Below are 15,971 nucleotides of genomic sequence, written 5' to 3' on the forward strand. Positions count from 1 at the left end.
GATTTGGGGGGCCGCCGCCACGCGCCATCCATGGCGCGGGGCGGCTAAACCGGCATCCCTGCCGGTTTACCCCCCAAATCCCTGTCGAATTCCGGCCAGCGTGGTTTAACGGGGCGCCTAAGATCAAAAGCAGATCAAGATCAAGAGCGGCTCGCTTCGCATCGTGGTTACGGTTTGCTGCTACAGCCCACAAAGTTGTGTAGATACCTATGCCTATCGCAGGCCAGCTCCTACATTGGATAGTTGTAGGAGCGAGCTTGCTCGCGAAAAACTCACCGGCGCCGCGTTTATTCAGGCAGCGCGCATTATCGTTGACGTTTTTCGCGAGCAAGCTCGCTCCTACTCAGTCTGCGCCTGCCGTAGTGACTGCGCCAGCGTATCCAGGGCGATGTCGAGGTTGGGATGGCCACTAAAGGTATGGCTCAAGCGCATATGTTGGTGATGCAAACCACTGAGGCTGAACAGCTCGCCCGGGGCAATCACCACCTGTTGGGCAAGCATGCGTTGAAACACCAGGCGCATGTCCACCGGGGCCGTCGACTGCAACCAGAAACTCGCCCCGGCCACGGGCATGCGGTAATGCACACGCCCTTGCAGACGCACATCCAAGCGGTGACTCATGGCATGGGCCTGCTCGTGAAGGCGCTGACGCAGCGTCTGCAGGTGCTGGTCAAACCGCCCACTCTCATAAAGCCGGGCAATGGCGCGTTGTCGGATAGCGGACAGTCGAAATGAACGCAGCAAGAATTGGCGCTGCAATTCACTGCTCATCTGCCGCGCCAACAGGTAACCAAAGGGGGCTTCCGGGCCCAACACCTTTTCGAACGAAGAAAACACGATCAGCCGCTCTGGGTTGACCAGGCTGCGCAAGGCCGGCCCGGGCGGCGCAAAGCTCAGGTCACCGAAGGTATCGTTCTCCAGTAACCAGCAGCCGTGCTGGTCGAGCAGTCGCGCTACGTGCAGCCGCTCGGGTTCGGTCATGGTGTTACCCGAGGGCATGCTGACCACGGATGAGAGCAGCACAAGGTGCACCGGCTCATGGCGCAGCAAGTGCTCCAATGCGGCCAGGTCCGGTCGGCCGTCGGCACGCCAGGGCCATTCAATAACCCGCACGCCAGCGGCCTGTAGCAGGCGCAACACCAGGTAATCGCAGGGCGATTCAACCACCACCACGGTGCCTTTGAGGCCCAGTGCATCAATGAGGATGTCCAGTACGCCTTGAAGGTCGGCCCCCACATACACCTCATCCGCTTGCCAGCAACGGGTGGGCGACGAGGTATAACGGGCGGCCAAGGCGGCGCGCAACTCCCACACACCGCAGGGTTGCGAGGGTTGCAGGTGATGGGGATACCGGCGTACCAGTTGGCGCTCCAGCGCCAGCAGTGCGCCATCGAGCGACCCCAACAGCGCCGGTTCATCACCACTGAGTACCACCATCGCCGGGCGCCGTGCAGCCGTGTACAAACGCTCGAGCAGATCAGTACCGGCCATAAGGGGCGCGTTTGCAGCCACGGGCCAGGCGAAGTAGCCGGATTTGGCCACCGAGTACACTCGGCCTTCCTTTTCCAGCAACGAATAGGCGTACTGAATCGTCGAGATCGACACATTCATGCGCGTCGATAACTGCCGCAGGGACGGCAGTTTCACCGGCGTTTCCCGGCTGACTTCGTTGATCAGGTTGATCATGTAGCGGTACACCGCCTGATAGGCAAAGTCTACTTGCCGCTCCCCGCGAAGGTTCATCGTTGCTCACCGGCGTTGATTGGCGGACACACGTTGCTAACGCCCCGACACTTGGGCGACGCGCGCCTCGGGCCGCGCGAAAGCTCGTTTGCGCGCCCGCGTGCCGCGTCCTTCCAACAGCGGGCGCTTACGGTACAGGTGCTGCAACAGCGGCAGCGGCAACCCACTGGTATCCACCAGCCACTGGTGCAGGATGTCCGCTGCGGGCTTGCCCTGTAGTGCCTTGTGGAGTTCGGGGAGCGCCACCAGCATGCCGGGATGGCATTGACGCAAGAAACTCTCCAACCGCTCGCCATGCTGAACAAAAGGTGCAAATAACAGGCAGGTCAATTGGCTGTCGTCCAGACCCGAGAACTCCTGGATGTAGGCGGAGGACAGCAACTGCCCTTCCCGCCCGGCCGCTTCTTTGATCAGCGCGACCGGCACGTGCCGGCGATGCAGGAAGTCTGCCGCACGACGAACAAACCCCGCGACGCCATGTTCGTAGGAAAGCTCACGCAGGCACTGGGCCTGCACGCCGTGCAAATGCGCCATGAGCAATGGGTTGGGATAGGCAGGATGGCTGAAATGGAACTCGAACGGGTCCCGCTTGTGGACGAGAAACCCGGTGAGCAGTGGCGCATGGCCGACGTCGGCGTCTTTGAGCAAGTCGGCGATGCCGATATAGGCCAAATGACGATGCCCGCCCCGGCCCGGACTTTCGTTGCCCGCATAGTGCTCGCCATAGAGGTCGCGATAGCAACCCACACTCCACTCCTCCATGCGTGCAAACCATGCATTGAGCGACGATGGCTTGGCGGGCGCAAAGGTAAGGCCGGTCGCCAGCGCGCTTTTTTTCAGCCACGCGATGTATTGGCTTTGCTTGCGTGCTGAATCACCGCTGACCAGGGCATGCACGCCGCCGTTCCAGGTAGCGACCCGCTGATAGAAATCGCCCAAGGCCAGGAGCGTGTCGTCGCACAGGGCGGCACGGATATCGCCGGACGTCAGGTGCCCGATCATCAGCTTGTTACGCTGGCTGATTTCCCGAGCGGCACTGGACGCCGGGCGCTGATGGTTGAACGGCAGCACCTCATGGTTTTCCACCATCAACAGCTCTACCCGTGGGTCGTCATGGAAGAACAGCGCTGCGTAGCCTTGATTCAAGGAGTCGAGCGTTGCCTGAGTCATACCGGCATGCCGCAATGTTGCCACCCGTATCTGAAACGTCTTGGGCGAGCGGCCAGCAATGGTCAGTTGCGCCGCACGCAGCAACGCGAGGGTGTAGCTGCTCACTTCGCCGCCACCATGGGCGATCAGTACTTTGTAATTGCCCACTTGTTCCATGCCGCCTGCGGCCACCACGATTCGCTGAACGAGCAATTGAAGTGACGTTCGTTCGGCGCGCGTAAAGTGCCCGATTAAACGTTGCAGAACTTGCTGGTAAACATAGCTCATGGCTTGTTCATGAATAGTGCTCATCGTTCTACTACCTGAGTTGAAATATCAGTTTCAAGCAACTACCAAACAGCGTTGCTCGACCTATTACATCTGTAGGCTTGTCTTCCATTGCGCAGCACAAGTTTGAGTCAACATTAGCACCTTGCAACAAAAGCGCAGGTGAGAGCATTGAGGGCGCCCATGGCCGCCCCGCCGGAGAATCCAGCGCCTGCGCGGGCTCCAGCGAAATAGCTGTTAGCCTTAGGAATATTCCGACAACGTCCTACACTGTTTTAACTAAGAAATTAGAGAAGCGTCCGACGAATATTAATCACCTGCGCACCTTCGCTGCGCGCAAGGCAACAGGGTATTCGTTTTGCACTTTGCGGGAGAAACAATCCGAGCCTCGTTAGTGCTGAAGGTGCGTGACGCAACTGCCGTGTAATCAATCATGGCTCAATCCTTGAGATGACAATGAAGACTCAATTATCGGCACTCAAATAATGATTAACAGATACAGAACAGCGTCAAAAAGCAGCTCAGATGACCTGCCAGCCCAACTTAAATGACGCCCACACAAGAGCGCCGCACTGGATTTCAGGGCGGCGCACGGCAATAACGGTATTGTTTGCGGGGCGCAGCGCCCCTGCGGCGGCTCAACCCCGGTGCGGGTTAAGCCCTGTCAAATGGCGCATTTGCCTCATCAGCTCAGGCGCCGGAGTATTCATTTGCGAATACTCCTACAGCTCAAACAGCTTCAACCTGCAACGCCACCCGTTCGCGACACGGGCATTCATCCATGTATCGGTGCGCTTCGACGAACTGACTGAACGGAAATACCGTGGTTTTCAGTGGGACAAGCACACGGTCGGCCGTCAGCTGGTTGATATCGCGCAACGCACGCTGCAACGCCACTTGGTCCTGGATAATGCCCAGCTCCGGCTTGCCGGTGAAGTTGCCGATACAGTGCACAAAGAACTGAATGTTCTTCTGGAACGCCGCACAGGCCGGGAATGGCGTCTGATTGCCACCTTGCAGGCCATACAGCACCAGGCTGCCACGCGGCGCCAGGACGTCACCGAGCAGCGACATCTGCGGGCCACCCAGGCCATCGAACACCACGTCGACGCCACGGTTGTCGGTGAACTTGTTGATCTGCATCAGCAGGTCTTGTTCTTCAGTCACGATGACCTTTTCCGCCCCGAGGGACAGCAGGTATTCGCGCTCAGCACTGTCTTTGGTGGCGGCAATCACCCGCACACCCAGGGCCTTGCCCAGCTGCACAAACGAAGGGCCGGCACAGTGGCTGGCGTCGGTCACCAGGGCAAACTGGCCGGGTTTGACCCGCGCCAGGTCCATGTAGGCAAAGTACGCAATCAGCAGCGGCGTGTAATGCACGCTGGCTTCAATCGGGCTCAAGACATCCGGGTAGCGGGTCAGGGCCGAACGGGGCAAGACGATCTGCTCGCCATACACCGGGTAATCATTGGGGCTCTCGGCCGGAAAACTGGCCACCTTATCGCCTACTGCCAAGTCATCCACGCCGTCGCCGAGGGCGACTACGACACCGGCCATTTCATGGCCCAGGCCAGAAGGCAGACGTGCGTGGGAAGACGCCAGGTTCTGGCGCCACAGAATGTCATACCAACTGATACCGATCGCATCGACACGCACCTGCACTTCGCCCGGTGCGGGCTGCGCGGCTGGATGCTCCTCGCATTTGAGCACCTCAGCCGGACCAAACTTGTGAAAACGAATCGTGCGGGACATCGCAAACCTCGTCAAAGTAACCTCTAATGCCATGAACTTTATCTGGGCTTTGGGGGTAAGACCACCGGTCACCATTAATAGTCGACATGCCTGTCATTGATTCCGCGAAGGAGGAACACCCCTCAACTATCGTAGGAAAAATCAATTAGCCGGTGCAGAGTACCAGCCTTTCCCCGTAAGATTCATGCCGGTCATCCTTCTGAATCGAACCTCAGGGGGGGCTACATGACCGCTCACATCAAGTTTGCTGACTCTTCCAGGACACAAGATGAACCGTAACGACCTGCGTCGTGTCGACCTTAACCTCTTGATCGTATTCGAAACCTTGATGCATGAGCGCAGTGTGACCCGCGCCGCCGAGAAATTGTTCCTCGGCCAGCCGGCCATCAGTGCGGCACTGTCACGCCTGCGCGGGCTGTTCGATGACCCTCTGTTCGTGCGCACCGGGCGCAGCATGGAACCCTCGGCCCGCGCCGTGGAAATCTTCGCCCTGCTCTCCCCGGCCCTGGACTCGATCTCCACCGCCGTCAGCCGCGCCGCCGAATTCGACCCGGCCACCAGCACCGCCGTGTTTCGCATTGGCCTGTCCGACGACGTGGAATTCGCCCTGCTCCCGCAACTGCTCAAACGCCTGCGCTCCGAAGCCCCCGGCATCGTGCTGGTGGTACGCCGCGTCAACTACATCCTGATGCCCAGCCTGCTCGCCTCCGGCGAAATCTCCATCGGCGTCAGCTACACCGCCGACCTGCCCGCCAACGCCAAGCGCAAAGTGTTGCGGCGCAGCCTGCCCAAACTGCTGCGCGCCGACAGCGTGCCGGGCTCGCTGAGCCTGGATGACTTCTGCTCACGGCCCCACGCCCTTGTCTCCTTTGCCGGCGACTTGAGCGGGTTTATCGATGAAGAGCTGGAAAAACTCGGCCGCAAGCGTCACGTTGTACTCGCGGTGCCGCAGTTCAACGGCCTGGGTACCTTGCTGGCGGGTACGGACATTCTGGCCACGGTGCCGGATTATGCGGCGGAAGCGCTGACCTCGGCGGGTGGGTTGCGGGCCGAAGACCCGCCGTTGCCGGTGCGCTCGTTTGAGCTGCATATGGCGTGGCGGGGGTCGCAGGATAATGATCCGGGGGAGCGGTGGTTGAGGTCGAGGATTCAGATGTTTTTCGGGGACCCCGATAGCCTGTAACGGAATTCCACTAAATTCCATAAAACCTTTTAATAACAACAATTTATTGGTTATTTAAGTCCATAGCCGCCTGTCTAAATCCAATGGATTCCACGACTCATGGGGGCATAATTGGGGGCAAATTTCGGTTCCTTAAAAAGGATGCCCCCACCGATGCCCCCAGATAATGCGGTTGTTTTCAAACGAAAACTCAGCGATGCCTTGATCCGGTCACTGACCGAACCTGGCAAACACGCCGATGGCGAAGTTCCTGGCCTCTACTTGGAGGTGAGGGCGTCGAGTAAGGTCGGCAAATCTCCTTCCAAGGTTTGGCGATTGAAGTATCGGCTGCATGGGAAGGAAAACCGCTTCTCCATCGGCGCTTACCCCGACATTAGCCTCAAGGAGGCGCGCGACATTGCCCGCGGCGCACGCCGCGACGTGGCTAACCACACCGCTCCGCTCAAGGCCAAGACCGCCAAGATCGAGGCACAGTTGCTCAATGAAGAGCGCACCTTCGCTTACGTGGCCGAGCAATGGTTGGCATTCAAGTCTGCCGAACTGGTGACCAAATCCATCTCGGGCTTTACCGGAGCGCTGAACAACCACATCTTGCCTGCCATTGGCAAAAAACCGATCAGCGAGATCAAGTTGGAGCACATCACTACGATCATCACTGAGTTGCGCCGCCAGCGGACCATGGCCATGGCCCGGCGCGTGCGCACCATCATACGTGCCGTTCTGGGATTTGCCGAAGGTCGCGGCTGGGTGGAGCGCAACGTGGCGCTCAGCAACATTGAGGAGTTGAAGATTCGCCACATCGTGACCAGCAACCCGGCGATCGAAAGGCCGTCCGACCTAGGCAGGTTTCTTCTACGGCTTGATGACTGCAACGACGGCAGCGTAGCCGCAGCAATGCGGCTGCTGGTCATGTTGCCGGTTCGCCCAGGCGAACTGGTGCAGATGCGCTGGGAAGATGTCGACTTGGTGGGCGCCGATTGGCGTTATGTGGTGAGCAAGACCAAGCACCTGGACAAGAGCAAACACATCGTGCCGCTGCCTGAGCAAGCGTTGGTCCTGTTACGAGAGCTACATAAAACCCGCGTGGTGGATGAAGACGGCAAAGGCTGGGTGTTCGTCTCGCCGGTCTATCCAGGCCGCCCCATTAATCCTACCTCCATGCTCAAGTCCTTCCAGCGTATCTGGCCTGAGTACGACATCACTGCCCACGGCTTTCGCGCTACCTACCGGACCATTGCCCACGAGCACTTGGGTATAGACCCCATCGTGCTCGAACTGTCGTTATCCCACCGTATGCCAGGCGCGTTGGGAGCTGTGTATGCGCGCGCGCAACTGCTGGTACAGCGCCGGGAGGCGGCTCAACAATGGGCTGACTACCTAGACCAACTGCGGCACAACGCAGCTCAAGTGAGGAAAGACTGACGACACAGCGAAAACAATCAGAAGATTTGAGCTGGAAACGATATTGATAGCCCATTTGCTCGCCCATCGCTTGCCTGAATTCCGGGCCAAATATCCAGAAATCACACTTTAGATGTCTGCACAGCCTCAACAGGTATCGTTGAGCCGACGCGAAGCTAGGTGGCATTACGCCTGACCCGTCCCGAAGAACCCAATGATGTTGTGCGCAAAATTGGCCATATTCCGTATGCCTTGCATGCCAGTCCCAACTAAACATTCTTTGATAGTCCAGACAGGTGGGCATTCATCGTTTACGACGCACAATTTGTGGATCTGCCGCAACAACAGTGGCTTCTGAACATTGCTGGCGAGCGTCGAATTGGATGTGAGCTAAGCGATGTTAGTAGTCAATTGGTGGTTGCATGCTCTGGAGCTGGGATTGCTGGATCACCAAGATTTCTCGGCGATGCACAACCAGGACTGAAACGCATCGAATATGACGGCGCACCCTTTTCAAGAAACGTCTGGCTAGTGGTTCACCACGATTTGAAACGCTCGGTTCCTATCAGAGCTGTGATGGACTTTCTTACCCACACGTCAAAATCCGTACGCCTGTAATTGCTGACAGCCTCAAACACTGAATATCCCTGGAGCCCGATCTCGAAGATGGCGCTATACCCAGTAAAACTGAACAGACTAAGATTGACCGCCTCGCCTGAGCAGAAACGGATCGTAAAACCCCTGACGCTGCGTGGCGCATCAGGGGTAAATTTAACAAGCCTTTATGTTTTTAGGCGCATCAGTTTTCGGTCAAAGGAGCTGCTGGCAACGGCGGCTGACTGCGCTGCCACACCGAACCGTAGCGGGTGTATTGCGGAGGCACAGGGATAGCTGTGCGCAACTCATCGGCGGCAGTGCGAGCCCAGAAGGGATCTCGCAACATATCTCGGCCAACCAGCACTATGTCTGCCCTACCGTTCTGGACGATCTCTTCCGCCTGACGACCACTTTCGATCAGGCCCACCGCCCCCGTCATGATGCCCAGTTCACGACGCAGCAATTCAGCCGCAGGAACCTGGTAGGCAGGAAAAGCGTTCACTTTGACCATTGCAATGCCACCCGATGAACAGTCGATGAGGTCAACTCCCTGCTCTTTCATCCACTTGCCGTAGATCAGGAAATCTTCAGGAGTATTGCCGCCTTCGGTGTAATCGGTCGAAGAAATACGGACAAACAACGGGCCTTTCCATTCGGACCGAACAGCGTCAATTACTTCTCGGACGATACGATAACGATTCTCGTGACTGCCGCCATATTCGTCGGTGCGATGGTTAGCCAGCGGAGAGAGAAACTCGTTCAGGAGGTAGCCATGTGCGGTATGTACTTCTACAACATCGAAATCAGCTTCGCGGGCGCGACGTGCGCCTTGGCGGAATGCCTCAACGACGCCTTTGATGCCGTATAGGTCGAGCGCCTGAGGTACTTGCGAATCCTTGGTAAACGGAATAGCCGATGGGGCAATAGACGGCCCCGGAACGCCCAACTGACGACCTGCGTGGCCCAGCTGACAGCCTGCCTTGGCGTCAAAGCGTTGAATGGTTTTCACCAGCCTTGCCAGCCCCCCAACTTGTGCATCGTCCCAGATACCGATATCGCCGGGGCCAATAACGCCGTTGCAAAGGATGGCTGTGGTTTCCAAAAAAACGAGCCCTGCGCCGCCCAATGCTCGAGCACCGTAATGCACGGTATGAAAATCAGTGACGCATCCGTCTTCGCTTGCCGAGTGCATGCACATTGGAGACATTGCAATTCGGTTGCGAAGTGTTAACCCACCAATGGTTACGGGTTCAAAAAGTTTTGCGGCCAAAATTCAGATACTCCAATAGTTTGCTCAAGAATGCGCGGGGCACGTGCTTCTGCTCTCTACGCGTTTTGAACAAGGCTATCGAAGATAATAAAAACGTAAATACTGCAAAAATTTGCATATAGTACGCTTAAGCGTACTGCAAGAGTCCGAGCAACTGGCCTTAAGCTTCTAGCTAATCATGGGGGCGATGTCGGACTTTCCGCCAGGTGGCTGCTCGTCCGCCCTCATCTGAGCGGCAGTGGTCATGCCCCGACGCTTCAACCACGCATCTCCCCAGTCACATAGTCCCAGGATAAAAGGCTCAAGGCTTCGGCCCTCATCACTAAGTGCGTATTCGACCTTGGGCGGTACTACTGGGTAGACAGTTCGCACTAGGAGACCGTCTTCTTCCATATCCCGAAGCTGCTTGATCAGCAACCTAGGCGGCACTCCAGTGAGACGTCGCTGCAATTGGTTGAAACGGTGTGTGCCATCCAGTAGCAGGTGATAAAGGATTACGCCCTTCCACTTTCCACCCATGATGTGCAGTGCGGCCTCTATAGAGCACCCAGGGGCACCATCATAATTACGAAGCTTGGTCACAACGGTCTCCAAAGGGCAGTACGCTTTATGGCACTACCTACAAATTTATGGCGTTTTTCTAACAAGACCCAGTGACTGTACCACGTCCGAAGTGGCCAACACGTCTTGGGCCGATTACTCTCGGCTGCACCACCTACAAGGGATAGGTTGATGATTCAGCACACCCTACCTGACGCTGCTAGTCTTCCAGTTCACTCCGAGGAAATGTCGACATGTCAGCCCCTCCCCAATTACCGGACATACTTGAAACCCTCCACGAAAACGAACTCGCGCTTGCCGACGCCATTGAGTCGATAGCAATGTGGATAGATCAGAGGGGATCCATCGGCGTTTCCAGCACCGCCCTCGGTGGTATCACCACGCTCGAATTGAATGCCGAGTCCGTCAGAAAGGGCATTGAACCACCGAGAGAAACCGCCAAATGAAACCTAGTTACTCATTCTCTGTATCGCTTGAGAATCGATACCTCATGAAAGGATTCTCGTGATGCTGATCAAAATCGAAGAGACAGAGACGCCCGAAGACTGGCTCGTGTGGATGAATGCATGGCGCGTTAAGTTTCACAGTTATGCCGAAGCCGAAGCCTTCGTCAAAAGGCTGGAGGGTCGCATAAATGCAGCCCACCCTTTACCTATCAGCATAAGTAGACCTATGGCTGAAGTGTCTTGAAGAGAATTCGTTGCCAGATCAAAAAACGTCATCGCTTTGTAACCCTCCAGCCGTAATACTGCGTCTATTCAACGCCTGCTGTTTTTTCTGCTGCCACATTAGGCGGCTTTTTTTTGCCTGAGGACGTTGGCAGCAATTTCTCCAGGTCAGCTAACTGAGCCTCAGCTTTCTCGAGCGCCGTCGCGGCGCATCGCCGCCAGACCTCTTCCAGCTGGTGTAGATCTGATTCGACCAATGCTTTTTGACACCACTGATAATGGTCGTGCCAGGCACCCAGGGCCGATTGAAGGGCCTTGAGAGAGCTTGCCGCCTTACCCGAAAGCGGTGACAGCTTGGGAAAAGCCTCTGTCAGGTAGCGAGTTCGCTTGACCAGGATTCTCAACTCGTGCCGATCAGATTCAGCGTCATCTACCGCCGCATGCAATCGGTCGATCTGCTTAGTCAGTGATTTTTCAATTTGAGACTGGACGTGCTGCAAACCGCCGTTGATCTCAGCCAAGCGAAAGATTGAAGGCCACTCATCCAACTGAGTGAACAGATTCTTGAGGGCCGGGCTTTTTAGAATCTTTGAATAGTCATAATCCAAGTGCGCTTTGCGGAACTGCGCAAGGTCAGGAAAGCCCCTTTCCTCTAGCTCCTCAATCAACACCTCAAGATCGCGCGCCGGCGTGGTTAGCCTTCCGACTTCCGCCGCAACATTATTCAGCGCCATGACTTCGCTAATCGAACGCATCGGTCGGAGTAGGCTCCGGATGCGCCTCACAGATATTCTGAGGTCATGCAAAGCCTCGCTGTCAGTCCTCGCTTCCAACCGTGCACGGGAGTGATACAGGGCGATCTGAAGGGTCAGTATCTCAGCAACGAACTCGTCAACGAAGGACATGCAGTCATCTCTTTGAAGCGTTATGGATACGAGCTTAGCAGAAGCGCAAGTCGTCAAATATTGATCCTGCTCGCGATTTGATAAGGCCATCAATGACCTAGCCTGAATGCTATGATGGTCGTGTGCCTATGAGCGCCCAGGTGGGCAACGAGCTCTACGCGAGCAACGGCCTGGACCGTGGCCATTTGGTGCGCAGGCAAGACCCTATAGGGGCGAAGAAGCGACCATCGCCAACCTCGACACCTTTCACTTCACTAACTGCTCGCCGCAGATGAGCGCGTTCAACCAGAAGACCTAGTTGGAACTTGAGGAGTACATTCTCGACAATACACGGCGCTGGAAGGCCCGAGCCACTGTGTTTACAAGCCCGGTGCTGGCTGAAGATGACCGTGTTTACCGTGGTGTCAAAATCCCCAAAGCATTCTGGAAAGTGGTGGCCTATTTGGGGGATGACGGCAAACCTTCCGCTAGCGCTTATATGATCGACCAGAGCCGTCACCTCGATCAGTTGGACTCGGTGTTTGGCCAACTCAGAACCTACCGCCGCAGCGTGTTGCAAATCGAGCAAATGGCCTGTATTCGTCTTGCCAACTTGGCCGACTATGACGGGTTCAGCAACGAAGAACGCGCGACGGGCACGCACATTGAAGCGCTTATCCAAGGAACAGAGGATATCCGGCTTTGAGCAACATAGCCGCAGGTGGACAAAGCTTATCTGTGCTGTGATGCAGGCTACTTGCCTTAGAACGGTGCTTGGGCCAAGTTTGAACCGGACGCCAATAAGTAACGCGGGTGTGGTCAGCTAACCGTCAATACCGTCTGTGAGTCGGCGACTTTGCAAAGGTCGTAGGGCGTTATGTTGATTCCTCGCACCAGTCGCTTCAATACCTGAGTACCCACTACGTCGAGGTCAATGATATTGAGGCATGCAGAGTCCTGCTTCAGAGAACTCATGATATGACGATCTGAACCCATAGCCCAGGCCAGCAACACACGGCCAACCGCGTCGTGGCTGACGAGTAGAAGCGATCTCCATGCTGGCTCGCCAATGAGCCGAAAAAATTGCTCAAGCACCCGATTTTCAAAGCTGTCCCAATGCTCTCCCCCCAAAAATGTGCCATCACCTTCGCCTATGGTTTCGTAGGCCTGGCATACTCGGTCATCAGGGTGCTGTGGGGTGATTTTACTGAAGCAACCTGCTTTTATATCGCTAAACGCTTTAGCTTGCTCAAGCATGCTTTCCTGCTCGTCCAGCAAGATATTTGCGGTTTGTCGAGCACAAGAATAATCGGAGCACACAGCCCGATCGAAAGCCACATGTTGCATCATCACCGAGAGCTCTCGGACCTGACGAACTCCTTTATCAGACAGGTCGACACTCCGAGGATCCAGCGCCATACCGTCATCGCTTAGCCGCTTCACATGCCCGCTAATGACTAGATAACAACGTCTCCTGCGAAGATTCGCCGGGTAGACCGGAGTATGTTCGGCTGCATGTGCGTCGATTTTCATAGCGCCACCCTGTGATTGCTTATGCTTAGAGACAAGAACGCCGATCGCGTTGAACCCTCATCAGGTCATGATCCACGTTTGACCGCTATCGGACATTGCAGCAGCAATAAAGTCACCAATACATGACCGCACCGAAGAGAAGCTCAGTGCGGTCACGGTCTGGCTCGTTACTGAAGGCTATCTTTGACTTCCATTACCAACGCAGTCATGCCCCCGGTTGCGAAATTGGCAGCGTCCATTGATGCCTTCATCCCCTCAGACGAGTACTGAGAGTCTTCTAACGACTTGAGATCTTCATAACCTAGCAAGGCGATACGATAGTAAGGACCTCCGCCACCAATGATGGTTATAGGGCCCTCACTAACAGAGAAGCTTTTCAGATGCGGCATTTTCTGGACCAGTGGAATATGAACATCTTTGTAATACTGATCGAACGCTTCTGAATCCGTTGGAACGCCATAAAGCACTATAATTTGGTACATGGATTATCCTCGCTCTATTAATGGTAGATCTTTATATGACAACGGCTCCCTTAAGATCATTGACAGTCAGTATTCGGGCATAAAAGCTTACCCGTGCACTGTTCAAGACCGTCAACTGCCCAGTTTCGCCTTATAACATCACCGCTTTACTCCACATCGACCTCATTGCCTTACAGCGCTGCGAACCCTATACACAAACGCGCACGCAGCCAGAAATTTCAGCTCTTTAGCTTGACTCGAAAATCGATGTGGCAACCAGGTCCCCCAATAACAGGCGCGAGACTTTCTTACCTGATGGGGTCTACTCAATTCTTATGAAAATGAGGAAGAACGTGCTCTCCCAGAAGATTGAGAGTCTGCATGTGCTGTTCGTGGGTCATCGCATCAACAGTCAAAATGACCTCATCCACTCCGCGTCTCTCGAGCGCCTTCAGAGATTCAATAATATCATCAGGCGTGCCCACCATAATGGATGGACTAAGTTCTATAAGCTTCTCAAGATTGCGCTTATATTCCTCAATCTTCTGGATACCACCAAAGTATTCGTATGAAGATTCTTTCGCCAGAGGCAAGTAGATATCCAGAATGAACTGGACATAGCCGTAAGCCCTCATCCGTACTTCCGCCATCGCGGTCGCCCGATCTTTTGCGCAATGAACGATTGGTACATAATAGCCATAAGAATTGTTTACTTGGCCATTCACGGGTTTAGCACTTCCGATTGAATCGCGGTAAGCACCGATGCATTCGTCCACGTAGTCCCACCCGAAAAAATTGTCAAAGGTAAGAATTCCAACACCGTACTCAGCTGCCAATTTGTGAGACTCGGGGCCAGAACTTACGGAGAACAGATGGGGAGAAGGTTTTTGCAACGCCCTCGGGTTAACCTTAACCTCTTCGAAAGGCCAATACTGACCATCAGAGTTTGACACAACGCCTTTTGTCAAAGCCTGGCCAATAATGGTTATGGCCTCTTTCCACCGATCCCTAGTCTCGGACGGCTTGACACCAAATGCTTGCATTACGAGCTTGTTGTTACCGCGCGCCGTACAAAGCTCAGCCCGCCCTTTCGACAATATGTCAAGCGTGGCCAGGCGCTCTGCTACTGTAATTGGATTGTGGAAGGGGATCGTTACAGCCATGTACCGAATAATGATGTCTTTGGTAAGCGCTGCAACAGCGCCATAGAGCGCGTCGGGGGCTGAGATGGTCGGACCATCAATGAAGTGGGCTTCAGAGGTGCCCCAGCAATAAAAACCTAGCTCGTCCGCACGTACCGCCTCGCGGATCATGTCATCAAATCTGATGCGCCGCTGTACACGGTCGATGCCAGTAATGTTGATAAGTATGTGGGCCTGCTGAACCCCGGCCAAGCCGCTCTTGTCAAGGGTATCAAGGGCTACAGCATGCCCGTGTATCCATCACGTCGAACATGTGGCGTGCCTGACTTTGTAGCAGAGAACACTAAGAAGAACCTCGGGTTTGCAAAGATGAGTGCCGATGGCACGGCCCTGGCCGATGCCTACACGCCCGGCGTCCCCTTTCTCGAGCCTAAAACAGGGGCCGAGGCGATGTGGAATGCAAAAATGCGTTACCGCGGCGTAGGGATGGAACTAAGCCGTCTGACCACGTCCATTTCACCGCGTAAGGGTGGCTCGGATTGGATAAAGCTTACATCCGATCTATACACCTATATGCCGTGGGCGATAAAGAACGGAACAAAGTTTGCGGACGCAGGCAATGTAGAGGCGATGACGTACTTCAGTTACGTCTCCCCTGTGGCATTGGCGGGCCAGGCTGCAACCTACACGAGCAGCGCTGATAAACCGGCGGAGGTTTTCTACTATTTCCCAGGACAACGGCGCACCCGTCGCATGCCTACGTACTCTTACGACGCTCCGCAGATTGGCTACGAAAATCAGTACAACGTTGATGAGTCGTACACGTTTTCAGGTTTACTGGACCGTTTCGACTGGAAACTCGTAGGCAAGAAAGAGATGGTGGTTCCCTACAACGCCTTGGGGATGTACGACTTCAATGCCAAGCATGAAGACGTATTGCAGCCTGAGTTTGTCGCCGCCGCACAGCGTCGCTATGAATTACACCGTGTATGGGTCGTCGAGGCGACGGTAAAACAAGGCATGCGCCATTCTGCTCCGAAGCGGACCTTTTACATAGATGAAGACAGTTGGGCGCTCCTTGGTGCTGTTGATTACGACGCTCAGGGCAATATTTCGAAAGTACGCGAAGGATACGTAATCCCCGTGTATGAAACCGGAACATGCGATTCTCTTGCATTTGCTCAATATAACTTATCTGAAGGCCGCTACTTGGTAGATGGGTCACCGATCGGAAGTGGCAAAGACATTAAGTGGATTGTTGATGGTGCCGGAAACCCTCACATGAAAGCGGGATTTTATACGACTGAAAACCTTCGTGCTATGAGCGAACGATAAAATC

General features: G+C 55.2%; 15 protein-coding genes and 1 pseudogene. 7 read left to right on the plus strand and 9 right to left on the minus strand.

All coding sequences use genetic code 11. The annotated features are described in order from the left end of the window. Positions 1-339 precede the first annotated feature (339 nt). The 3 genes from MF6394_RS29775 to MF6394_RS29785 form a co-directional block, all read right to left on the minus strand. On the minus strand, positions 340-1,743 hold the full coding sequence (locus MF6394_RS29775) for an aminotransferase-like domain-containing protein (protein ID WP_078468111.1): 1,404 nt from the start codon (positions 1,741-1,743) through the stop codon (positions 340-342). A 36-nt stretch (positions 1,744-1,779) separates the two neighbouring features. Continuing rightward, positions 1,780-3,204 carry a hypothetical protein gene (locus MF6394_RS29780; RefSeq protein ID WP_177345161.1) on the minus strand — a complete coding sequence of 475 codons (1,425 nt, stop codon included), beginning with the start codon at positions 3,202-3,204 and terminating at the stop codon, positions 1,780-1,782. A 705-nt stretch (positions 3,205-3,909) separates the two neighbouring features. Next, positions 3,910-4,932: a zinc-dependent alcohol dehydrogenase family protein gene (locus tag MF6394_RS29785; RefSeq protein WP_078468113.1), complete on the minus strand. Its 1,023-nt coding sequence runs from the start codon at positions 4,930-4,932 to the stop codon at positions 3,910-3,912. 268 nt (positions 4,933-5,200) lie between these two features. Between MF6394_RS29785 and MF6394_RS29790 the strand changes: the two genes are divergently transcribed. The 3 genes from MF6394_RS29790 to MF6394_RS35280 all read left to right on the plus strand — a co-directional run bounded on the left by MF6394_RS29790 (position 5,201) and on the right by MF6394_RS35280 (position 8,134). Continuing rightward, positions 5,201-6,115, plus strand: coding sequence for a LysR family transcriptional regulator (locus tag MF6394_RS29790; protein WP_032903409.1), 915 nt, complete (start codon positions 5,201-5,203; stop codon positions 6,113-6,115). Positions 6,116-6,268: 153 nt separating this feature from the next. After that, positions 6,269-7,537, plus strand: a complete 1,269-nt coding sequence (locus tag MF6394_RS29795) for a tyrosine-type recombinase/integrase (RefSeq protein WP_070413575.1) — start codon at positions 6,269-6,271, stop codon at positions 7,535-7,537. A 306-nt stretch (positions 7,538-7,843) separates the two neighbouring features. Beyond that, complete coding sequence (locus MF6394_RS35280; RefSeq protein ID WP_153425704.1) at positions 7,844-8,134, plus strand: LysR substrate-binding domain-containing protein; 291 nt, start codon at positions 7,844-7,846, stop codon at positions 8,132-8,134. Between the two features lie 181 nt (positions 8,135-8,315). Here MF6394_RS35280 and namA read toward each other — a convergent pair whose 3' ends face one another. Both namA and MF6394_RS29810 read right to left on the minus strand, forming a co-directional pair. Then, positions 8,316-9,383, minus strand: coding sequence for an NADPH dehydrogenase NamA (gene namA, locus MF6394_RS29805; protein ID WP_070413574.1), 1,068 nt, complete (start codon positions 9,381-9,383; stop codon positions 8,316-8,318). Between the two features lie 168 nt (positions 9,384-9,551). Further along, positions 9,552-9,902, minus strand: a complete 351-nt coding sequence (locus MF6394_RS29810) for a winged helix-turn-helix transcriptional regulator (RefSeq protein WP_153332835.1) — start codon at positions 9,900-9,902, stop codon at positions 9,552-9,554. Between the two features lie 275 nt (positions 9,903-10,177). Here MF6394_RS29810 and MF6394_RS29815 point away from each other — a divergent pair, with 275 nt between their 5' ends. Both MF6394_RS29815 and MF6394_RS29820 read left to right on the plus strand, forming a co-directional pair. Then, positions 10,178-10,390 carry a hypothetical protein gene (locus tag MF6394_RS29815; RefSeq protein ID WP_070413572.1) on the plus strand — a complete coding sequence of 71 codons (213 nt, stop codon included), beginning with the start codon at positions 10,178-10,180 and terminating at the stop codon, positions 10,388-10,390. Between the two features lie 61 nt (positions 10,391-10,451). After that, positions 10,452-10,634 carry a hypothetical protein gene (locus tag MF6394_RS29820; RefSeq protein ID WP_070413571.1) on the plus strand — a complete coding sequence of 61 codons (183 nt, stop codon included), beginning with the start codon at positions 10,452-10,454 and terminating at the stop codon, positions 10,632-10,634. A 64-nt stretch (positions 10,635-10,698) separates the two neighbouring features. Here the strand turns inward: MF6394_RS29820 and MF6394_RS29825 are convergent, their stop codons facing one another. Beyond that, on the minus strand, positions 10,699-11,517 hold the full coding sequence (locus MF6394_RS29825; RefSeq protein WP_070413570.1) for a CHAD domain-containing protein: 819 nt from the start codon (positions 11,515-11,517) through the stop codon (positions 10,699-10,701). Between the two features lie 110 nt (positions 11,518-11,627). Here MF6394_RS29825 and MF6394_RS29830 point away from each other — a divergent pair. Further along, positions 11,628-12,202, plus strand: a pseudogene (locus MF6394_RS29830) (DNA/RNA non-specific endonuclease); the annotation flags it as partial. 113 nt (positions 12,203-12,315) lie between these two features. Here MF6394_RS29830 and MF6394_RS29835 read toward each other — a convergent pair. From MF6394_RS29835 to MF6394_RS29845, 3 genes are all read right to left on the minus strand, one after another. Beyond that, positions 12,316-13,029: a histidine phosphatase family protein gene (locus MF6394_RS29835; RefSeq protein WP_070413569.1), complete on the minus strand. Its 714-nt coding sequence runs from the start codon at positions 13,027-13,029 to the stop codon at positions 12,316-12,318. Between the two features lie 167 nt (positions 13,030-13,196). After that, positions 13,197-13,511, minus strand: coding sequence for an EthD family reductase (locus tag MF6394_RS29840; protein ID WP_054895773.1), 315 nt, complete (start codon positions 13,509-13,511; stop codon positions 13,197-13,199). 305 nt (positions 13,512-13,816) lie between these two features. After that, on the minus strand, positions 13,817-14,884 hold the full coding sequence (locus MF6394_RS29845; RefSeq protein ID WP_078468115.1) for an LLM class flavin-dependent oxidoreductase: 1,068 nt from the start codon (positions 14,882-14,884) through the stop codon (positions 13,817-13,819). On the opposite strand from MF6394_RS29845, the gene MF6394_RS29850 reads away from it, so the two are divergent. Continuing rightward, complete coding sequence (locus tag MF6394_RS29850) at positions 14,861-15,967, plus strand: DUF1329 domain-containing protein (protein ID WP_231740685.1); 1,107 nt, start codon at positions 14,861-14,863, stop codon at positions 15,965-15,967. The two genes, MF6394_RS29845 and MF6394_RS29850, sit on opposite strands and share 24 nt — an antisense overlap. Positions 15,968-15,971 lie beyond the last annotated feature (4 nt).

It is taken from the genome of Pseudomonas sp. MF6394, from assembly GCF_002018845.1.
Lineage (GTDB): Bacteria > Pseudomonadota > Gammaproteobacteria > Pseudomonadales > Pseudomonadaceae > Aquipseudomonas > Aquipseudomonas lactis.

Coding starts and splice junctions, on each gene's coding strand:
- MF6394_RS29840 (WP_054895773.1), bottom strand. CDS start 13,511: ATGTACCAAATTATAGTGCTTTATGGCGTTCCAACGGATTCAGAAGCG.
- MF6394_RS29785 (WP_078468113.1), bottom strand. CDS start 4,932: ATGTCCCGCACGATTCGTTTTCACAAGTTTGGTCCGGCTGAGGTGCTC.
- MF6394_RS29810 (WP_153332835.1), bottom strand. CDS start 9,902: ATGGGTGGAAAGTGGAAGGGCGTAATCCTTTATCACCTGCTACTGGAT.
- MF6394_RS29835 (WP_070413569.1), bottom strand. CDS start 13,029: ATGAAAATCGACGCACATGCAGCCGAACATACTCCGGTCTACCCGGCG.
- MF6394_RS29780 (WP_177345161.1), bottom strand. CDS start 3,204: ATGAGCACTATTCATGAACAAGCCATGAGCTATGTTTACCAGCAAGTT.
- MF6394_RS29790 (WP_032903409.1), top strand. CDS start 5,201: ATGAACCGTAACGACCTGCGTCGTGTCGACCTTAACCTCTTGATCGTA.
- MF6394_RS29825 (WP_070413570.1), bottom strand. CDS start 11,517: ATGTCCTTCGTTGACGAGTTCGTTGCTGAGATACTGACCCTTCAGATC.
- MF6394_RS29820 (WP_070413571.1), top strand. CDS start 10,452: ATGCTGATCAAAATCGAAGAGACAGAGACGCCCGAAGACTGGCTCGTG.
- MF6394_RS29775 (WP_078468111.1), bottom strand. CDS start 1,743: ATGAACCTTCGCGGGGAGCGGCAAGTAGACTTTGCCTATCAGGCGGTG.
- MF6394_RS29815 (WP_070413572.1), top strand. CDS start 10,178: ATGTCAGCCCCTCCCCAATTACCGGACATACTTGAAACCCTCCACGAA.
- MF6394_RS29795 (WP_070413575.1), top strand. CDS start 6,269: ATGCCCCCAGATAATGCGGTTGTTTTCAAACGAAAACTCAGCGATGCC.